Origin of the sequence: Nocardiopsis protaetiae (assembly GCF_045446735.1) — a bacterium.
GTDB classification, from domain to species: Bacteria; Actinomycetota; Actinomycetes; order Streptosporangiales; family Streptosporangiaceae; genus Nocardiopsis; species Nocardiopsis protaetiae.
In genome coordinates this window covers 1-7,931 of record NZ_JBJJBV010000298.1, presented here as the reverse complement: position 1 = coordinate 7,931, position 7,931 = coordinate 1, and the positions used below count along the sequence as shown (strand labels likewise).

The following is a 7,931-nucleotide window of genomic DNA, read 5'->3' as shown; positions in this document are numbered from 1 at the left end:
CGGGGAAGGTGGGCAACCCCCTGGGGTCGGGGCGGGAGGCCTCGTGTGGCCGTCACCCCCTGCGGCGGAGGTGGCCAGGGATGTGGCCGGGCTGGGGCTGAGGTCCCGGGGAAAGTGGGCAACCCCCTGGGGTCGGGGCCAGAGGCCTCGTGCCGCCGTCACCCCCTGCGGCGGGGGAGGCGCGATGCCCTCCGGCTGGGGCTGGGGGTTCCGGGAGGGGAGCGGGTTGGGGTGGCGGTGGAGGTATCTGCCTCCCCGACCCCTTGGGGCCCGGGCGGGAGGCCTCCCGCCGCCCTCACCCCTGTGGCGGGGACGCCACGGATGTGACCCGGCTGGGGCCGGGCCCCAGGTCGGGTGGGTAAGCGCTGTGGGAGCGGGTGGGGGCGTCGCTGCGGCCCCCGCGGGTCAGACGGCCCAGTCCGGGTTGAAGTCGGGGTGGTCGGCGTAGGTGCCGGCGAGGGCGCCGAGGACCTGGCGGGACATTTCGCCGGCGAGGCGGTCGCGGGAGAAGCGGGTGTACTCGTCGACCTCCCGGACGATGCGGCGGCGCAGGGCCACCTCGCGCAGTACCCGGGCGGGGTCGTGGCGGGTGATGTGCTCGGCGGTGGTCGGGCTCCCGGTGTCGGCGACCGGGTCGCCGGCGTTGTCGAACACCTTGGTGTTCTCGCCCTTCCAGGGGCCCGGGGCGGCGGCTCGGGCCGCTGCCTGGTCCTCGTCGAGTCGGGCGTTGAGGAAGTCCACGATCGTCATCTCTGTCTCCGAATTCTCCCCGGCGTCGTGTCGCCGACCCTAGTGCGGGCCGGTGCGGGCGGGTCCGGGGGCGGAGGGGGCGGATGCCGGGGCGGCGCAGGTCCGCGGTGTGCGCGGGGATTCTTACTGGCCGGATCCGGTCAGGGAGGGCGCGCACAGGTGTGGCAAGGGTGGTGGAGTAGGATGCCCGCTCCGGGCGGTGGTCCTCGACCCTGTGGAGGGGAGTGCCCGGGGGAGAAGGTGTACGGCCCGGCGCCCCGCTCGCGCCGGGCCGTACGTGTAATAGGACTCGTGGCCCCGTCGGGGGGTTGCCATGGGTTCAGGATTTTCTTTGGATTTTTTTTCCGGACCCCCGCGTTCCGATGGTAAGTCGGTCCACTCGGCCGTGCGATCGCGCTTAGAGTCCCATCGGGACTTTTCGAGCGCAGGTCAGTGGGGCAGATACCGGATGCGTGGTCCTGTCGGACGCACGTGCAACGGAGCACCCGCCGGTTCGCCGGTCCAGGTGCACCATCGCGCACCGTACGCTGAACAGGACGAGGAACAGTCCCTCACCGGCCGCCCCGCGGCTGCTCTGAGGGGCATGAGGAAAGGAGTTGAGCTGCCCCCCGCACCCGAGGGCACCACTTCACCCTCCACCGCCGCACCCGGGCAACGGCTCCGCGTCCGCTACGCCAAGCGCGGACGCATGAGGTTCGCCAGCCATCGGGACATCGCCCGGGCGCTGGAGCGCGCCCTGCGCCGGGCGGACGTGCCGGTGGCCTTCTCCGCCGGCTTCTCGCCCCACCCGAAGGTCTCCTACACCGGCGCGGCCCCCACCGGGGTCGCCAGTGAGGCGGAGTATCTCGAACTCACCCTCGCGCGGGAGCGGGACCCCGCACGGGTCGGGGCCGACATCGACGCGGCCATGCCGGACGGCATCGACATCATCGAGGTCGTCCAGGCCCGGGTTCCGGGACTGGCCGATCGGCTCCAGGCCTCCGTGTGGCAGGTGGAGCTGAACGGGGTCGGGGCCGACGAGGCGGAGAGTGCCGTCGGCGCCTATCTGGCGGCCGAGACCGTCGAGGTGGAGCGGATGACCAAGAAGGGTCGCCGCCGCTTCGACACCCGACCGGCGGTGGTCGGCATCGACGTGTGTCGTGGACCCGGGCGCGCCCCGAGGGAACAGGACACCACATATGCCATACTTCGGATGGTCGTACGGCACACCACACCGGCCGTTCGACCGGACGACGTGCTGACCGGCCTCCGCCATGTGGCCGACCTCGCGCCGCAGTCATCAGTGACGATGACCCGGCTGGCGCAGGGGCCGCTGAACGAGGCGACAGGTGCGATCGCTGACCCGCTCGCCGTGGACCGGAACGACTCCGGCCCGGCCGACGACGCCCAAGAGCGGGGCGACAGCGCACCACAGCCGTCGGCGCCCATGACGGGATCGCGCTGATGCGCGGCCCCGAAGCGGGGAACGTGGGCGCCACCACAGGACTTTGCCCCGACTGCACTCCGGTGCCGTCGGCGCTGACACTGCGACGACAGTTCTCGTGAGCCGCGCCGCCGACCGAGAGGTCGCGGCGCGCCCGGGGACTTTGACGGGAGACCGCCCGGATGCTCGACAACGAGCCCAACAACGGTGCAGACGACACCGTGGGTACAACTGAAACAACCGAAACGAGGGCGGCGACGTCCCCCATGGGGGGAGGCGAGGTGCGCGTGACCACACCCGCACCGGCCAAGGGCGTGCGCCGCGCGGCAGGACCGCCCCCCGAACCCGACGACGTCTTCGTCCCCCCGGCCAAGCCCGTGACCACGCTCGCGGGTTCCGGTGAGGGCGGCACGGTCAAGGTCACCTCCGCCACCCCGGTGCGGCGACGCACGGTGCGCGTCGAGGACCGGCCGCTGGACGTCCCCGCGACCCCTCCGGCCGTGAAGTCGGCGCCGGAGCCGGCGGACGAGCAGGACGAGCCCGCCAAGAAGACCCGCACGCGCCGCACCCGCGCGGCCGCCGAGGCCTCCGCGCCGCCCGAGGCCGAGCCCCGGACCCGCGCGCGCCGCTCGCGTACGCGGGCCGCCGCCGAGCCCGAGGCCGCCCCCGCGGCCGGGGAGGAGCCGGAGGAGACCACCCAGGTCGGCTCCGTCTTCCAGGCGCCCTCCATGCTCTTCCAGCCCCCCGTGGTCGCCGCCGCGCCGCCCGCCGCCCCCGCCAGGGCCGAGGCCCCGGTCGAGGACCTCGCCGAGGACGACATCGAGGACGAGGAGGACGAGGCGGTCGAGGACGACGAGGCCGCCGAGGAGACCGGCGCGGAGGACTCCGCCGAGGAGCGGCCCAGCCGACGCCGTCGCCGCCGCGGCGGCCGGGGCCGCGGCCGCTCGCGCTCCGGTGACGACGGCGAGGACGCCGACACCGCCGACGAGCCCGAGGCCGCCGTCGAGGAGGCCGACACCGAGGACGCCGCCGACGGCGCCGACGAGGACGAGCGCGGCGGCAGCCGCCGGCGCCGCCGCCGTCGCCGCCGCTCCGGTGGCGGCGGGGGCGAGGCCACCTCCGACGACCCGCCCAACACCGTGGTCCGGGTCCGCGAGCCGCGCGCGGAGCGGCCCATCTCGGACGAGGTCCAGGCCGTGCGCGGGTCCACCCGCCTGGAGGCCAAGAAGCAGCGCCGCCGCGAGGGCCGCGAGCAGGGCCGCCGCCGCGCCCCGATCGTCACCGAGTCGGAGTTCCTGGCCCGCCGCGAGGCGGTCAAGCGCGACCTGGTCATCCGCCGCACCGGCGACCGCACCCAGATCGCCGTCCTTGAGGACGACATCCTCGTCGAGCACTATGTCGACCGCGCCACCCACCGCTCCTACGTGGGCAACGTGTACCTGGGCCGGGTGCAGAACGTGCTGCCGTCGATGGAGGCCGCGTTCGTCGACATCGGCAAGGGCCGCAACGCCGTCTTGTACGCGGGCGAGGTCAACTGGGACTCGTTCGGCCTGGACGGCCAGCCCAAGCGCATCGAGTCGGTGCTCAAGTCCGGCCAGTCGGTCCTGGTGCAGGTCACCAAGGACCCGATCGGCCACAAGGGCGCCCGCCTGACCAGCCAGATCAGCCTGCCCGGCCGCTACCTCGTGTACGTGCCCGGCGGTTCGATGACCGGCATCAGCCGCAAGCTCCCCGACAAGGAGCGCGCCCGCCTCAAGCAGATCCTCAAGAAGGTCATGCCCTCCGGCGCGGGCGTCATCGTCCGCACCGCCGCCGAGGGCGCCAGCGAGGAAGAGCTCGAACGCGACATCTCCCGCCTGGCCAACCAGTGGGAGTCCATCAAGCGCAAGTCCAAGTCGGCCAACGCCCCGGCCCTGCTCAACAGCGAGCCCGACCTGACGATCCGGGTCGTGCGGGACGTGTTCAACGAGGACTTCTCCAGCCTGGTGGTCTCCGGCGACGAGGCCTGGGACACCGTGCACGACTACGTCGAGCACGTGGCGCCCAACCTCGCCGAGCGGGCCTCCCACTGGACCGAGGACCGCGACGTCTTCGCCGCCTACCGGATCGACGAGCAGATCAACAAGGCGCTGGACCGCAAGGTCTGGCTGCCCAGCGGTGGTTCGCTCATCATCGACCGCACCGAGGCGATGACGGTCGTCGACGTCAACACCGGCAAGTTCACCGGTCAGGGCGGCAACCTCGAAGAGACCGTCACCAAGAACAACCTGGAGGCGGCCGAGGAGATCGTCCGCCAGCTCCGGCTGCGCGACATCGGCGGCATCATCGTCATCGACTTCATCGACATGGTCCTGGAGTCCAACCGCGACCTGGTGCTGCGGCGGATGCTGGAGTGCCTGTCCCGGGACCGCACCAAGCACCAGGTGGCCGAGGTCACCTCGCTGGGCCTGGTGCAGATGACCCGCAAGCGGGTCGGCCAGGGCCTGCTGGAGGCCTTCTCCCACACCTGCGAGCACTGCAGCGGCCGCGGCCTGATCCTGTCCACCGAACCGGTGGAGGGCAAGGGCGCCGCCGCCGGCGGCAACGGCGGTGGCGGCGGAGGCCGCAAGAAGAAGGGCAAGGGCAAGGGCGAGGCCGACCAGGCCGAGACGCCCGCGGTGGAGACCGCCGCGGAGGAGCCCGAGCCCGTCGAGCCCGCGGCCCCGGTCGCGGAGGAGACCCCCGAGCCCGCCGCCCAGGCCGACAAGCCGGCCAAGAAGTCCAAGGCCGCCAAGGGCAAGAAGGCCGACGACGCCGAGGCCGAGGAGAAGGCCGAGCCCAAGCGGACCCGCAAGCGCACCACGCGCTCGCGCAAGGCCGCCGAGGAGGTCGCGGAGTCCGGTGCCGAGCCGGCCGCCGAGGCCGTTCCGCAGGCCGAGGCCGCCGAAGCCGCCGACGAGCCGCAGGAGGCCCCCGAGGCCGCCGCGGACGAGGCGTCGGCCGAGGAGGCCCCGGCCCCGCGCCGGACCCGGCGCACCGCGACCCGCCGGACCGCCCGTGCGGCCGCCGAGGCCGTGGGCGAGCCGGAGGCCGTGACCGAGACCACCGCCGCGGCCGAAGGCGACGAGGAGGCCGCGGAGCGGCCCAAGCGCCGCCGCACCCGGCGTACCAGGGCGGCGGCCTCGTCCACCGCCGTGGACGCCGGCTGAGCCCGGCGGGACGCGTGGGCCCGGTCCGGGCCGGGGGGCGACCCCCGGCCCGGACCACGGCACGTGTGCAGGCCCGTGGCGGGGCGATGGTAACCTGATGGACGGTGCGTCGGCGCGCTCCTCGTGATCGCGCGCCCCGACACCAAGTGCTCTCCACGCAGGGTTTGTTTCCCTCAGATCCCCGCGCCCCGCTACAGGCAACAGTGGATCGTGGAACGAGGACTCCCCGTAGTTCCCACACGGGGTGGTCCTCCCGGCCCGCCCGTCAGGGCAACCGGCCGGACCCGGACCCCGAACACATGTCTCGGGGATTGGTCCCGAGCATTATTCGTTGAGCGAGCAGGAAGAGAGTTACGCGGTGTACGCGATCGTGCGAGCGGGCGGCCGTCAGGAGAAGGTGTCCGTCGATGACGTCCTGAACATCGACAAGGTCTCTGCCGAGACCGGCGCCACCATCACGTGGCAGCCCATCCTCGTCGTGGACGACGGCAACGTCGTCAGCGACACGGACAAGCTGAGCGGCTACACGGTCACCGCCGAGGTTCTCGGCGAGACCAAGGGCCCCAAGATCAACATCCTGAAGTACAAGAACAAGACCGGTTACAAGAAGCGCCAGGGTCACCGCCAGAAGCACACCCAGGTCCGCGTCACCGGCATCTCGGCGAAGTAGGAGGATCTGAGAGATGGCACATAAGAAGGGCGCATCGTCCAGCCGTAACGGCCGCGACTCGAACGCCAAGCGCCTGGGTGTCAAGCGCTTCGGCGGCCAGGCCGTCCAGGCCGGCGAGATCCTCATCCGCCAGCGCGGCACCAAGTTCCACCCCGGCGCCAACGTGGGCCGTGGCGGCGACGACACGCTGTTCGCGCTGGTCGCCGGCGAGGTCAAGTTCGCCAACTTCCGCGGCCGCAAGGCCGTGAACATCGTTCCCGCCGCCGCCGAGTAGGTCGCGCGCGAACGTTCGTTGTTCACAGAGGCGGGCCAGGGAACACTGGCCCGCCTCTGGTGTTGTCACCAGGTGACGCACACATTTCCCATCGGGCCGCCCCGCGGCCGGAGCAGTGAACCGAGGAGAACCATGCCCGACTTCGTCGACGAGGCGGTCTTGCACGTCAAGGCCGGGAACGGCGGGCACGGCTGCGCCTCCGTCCACCGTGAGAAGTTCAAGCCGCTGGGCGGTCCCGACGGCGGCAACGGCGGCCGGGGCGGCGACGTCGTCCTGGAGGTCGACGCCCAGACCGCCACCCTGCTGGACTACCAGCGCCGCCCGCACCGCAACGCCCAGAACGGCACCCCGGGCATGGGCGGCCACCGCAGCGGCGCCAACGGCGCCGACCTGGTCCTGTACGTGCCGGACGGCACCGTGGTCACCCGCATGGACGGCGAGGTCGTCGCCGACCTGGTCGGCCACGGCACCCGCCTGGTGCTGGCCCAGGGCGGCAGCGGCGGCCTGGGCAACGCCGCCCTGGCCTCCAAGAAGCGCAAGGCCCCCGGGTTCGCCCTCAAGGGCGAGGAGGGCGAGGCGTTCGACGTCCGCCTGGAGATGAAGACCATCGCCGACGTCGGCCTGGTGGGCTTCCCCAGCGCCGGGAAGTCCTCGCTCATCGCCGCGATGTCGGCCGCCCGGCCCAAGATCGCCGACTACCCGTTCACCACCCTGATCCCCAACCTGGGCGTGGTCGAGGCGGGCACCACCCAGTACGTGATCGCCGACGTGCCCGGCCTCATCCCCGGCGCCAGCGACGGCAAGGGCCTGGGCCTGGAGTTCCTGCGCCACATCGAGCGCTGCTCCACCCTGCTGCACGTCCTGGACTGCGCCACCTACGAGCCGGGCCGCGACCCGGTCAGCGACCTGGAGGCCCTGGAGGCGGAGCTGACCGCCTACGGCGCGGCCACCGGCGTCGACCTGTCCGACCGCCCCCGCATCGTGGTCCTGAACAAGGTCGACGTGCCCGAGGCCCGCGAGCTCGCCGAGCTCGTCACGCCCATGCTCGTCGAACGCGGCTACCGGGTGCTGGAGGTCTCCGCGGCCTCCCGCGAGGGGCTGCGCGAGCTGTCCTTCGCCCTGGCCGAGCAGGTCTCCGCGGCCCGCGAGGCCGCCCCGGCCGCCGAGCCCACCCGCATCGTCATCCGGCCCAAGATGATCGGCGACGTGCCCTTCGAGGTCGTCCCGCTGGGCAACAACGCCTTCCAGATCCGCGGCGAGAAGCCCGCCCGCTGGGTGAGCCAGACCGACTTCTCCAACGACGAGGCCGTCGGCTACCTCGCCGAGCGCCTCAACCGCCTGGGCATCGAGGAGCAGCTGGCCAAGGCCGGCGCCACCGAGGGCGCCGAGGTCCACATCGGCACCGAGGAGGACTCCGTGGTCTTCGACTGGGACCCGTCGCTGGACGCCGAGGCCGTCCCGTCCGGCCCGCGCGGGACCGACGCCCGGCTGGGCTGAACCGCGCGGGGAAGCATCGGCCCGGCCGAACAGGCAAGACGGGCGCGGCTCCGCCGCCCGGACCGCGCCCTCGGATGGAAAGCCCCCATACGGTGCACAGCGCAGAACAACTCGAACAGACCGGTTCCC

The 7,931-nt window shown here is 72.8% G+C and carries 6 protein-coding genes; 5 read left to right on the top strand and 1 reads right to left on the bottom strand.

Annotated elements, in window-relative coordinates; genetic code table 11:
* Nucleotides 1-405: 405 nt before the first annotated feature.
* Nucleotides 406-750 carry a DUF6221 family protein gene (locus ACJOT3_RS29785; protein WP_406976458.1) on the bottom strand — a complete coding sequence of 115 codons (345 nt, stop codon included), beginning with the start codon at nucleotides 748-750 and terminating at the stop codon, nucleotides 406-408.
* 688 nt (nucleotides 751-1,438) lie between these two features.
* On the opposite strand from ACJOT3_RS29785, the gene ACJOT3_RS29780 reads away from it, so the two are divergent.
* The 5 genes from ACJOT3_RS29780 (at nucleotide 1,439) to obgE (ending at nucleotide 7,802) form a co-directional block, all read left to right on the top strand.
* Nucleotides 1,439-2,194: a TIGR03936 family radical SAM-associated protein gene (locus ACJOT3_RS29780; RefSeq protein WP_406976460.1), complete on the top strand. Its 756-nt coding sequence runs from the start codon at nucleotides 1,439-1,441 to the stop codon at nucleotides 2,192-2,194.
* 161 nt (nucleotides 2,195-2,355) lie between these two features.
* Complete coding sequence (locus tag ACJOT3_RS29775; RefSeq protein WP_406976457.1) at nucleotides 2,356-5,361, top strand: Rne/Rng family ribonuclease; 3,006 nt, start codon at nucleotides 2,356-2,358, stop codon at nucleotides 5,359-5,361.
* A gap of 358 nt (nucleotides 5,362-5,719) precedes the next feature.
* Nucleotides 5,720-6,031: a 50S ribosomal protein L21 gene (rplU, locus tag ACJOT3_RS29770; protein WP_406976459.1), complete on the top strand. Its 312-nt coding sequence runs from the start codon at nucleotides 5,720-5,722 to the stop codon at nucleotides 6,029-6,031.
* Between the two features lie 13 nt (nucleotides 6,032-6,044).
* Nucleotides 6,045-6,305, top strand: a complete 261-nt coding sequence (rpmA, locus tag ACJOT3_RS29765) for a 50S ribosomal protein L27 (RefSeq protein ID WP_073380480.1) — start codon at nucleotides 6,045-6,047, stop codon at nucleotides 6,303-6,305.
* A gap of 132 nt (nucleotides 6,306-6,437) precedes the next feature.
* Nucleotides 6,438-7,802: a GTPase ObgE gene (gene obgE, locus ACJOT3_RS29760; RefSeq protein WP_406976456.1), complete on the top strand. Its 1,365-nt coding sequence runs from the start codon at nucleotides 6,438-6,440 to the stop codon at nucleotides 7,800-7,802.
* Nucleotides 7,803-7,931 lie beyond the last annotated feature (129 nt).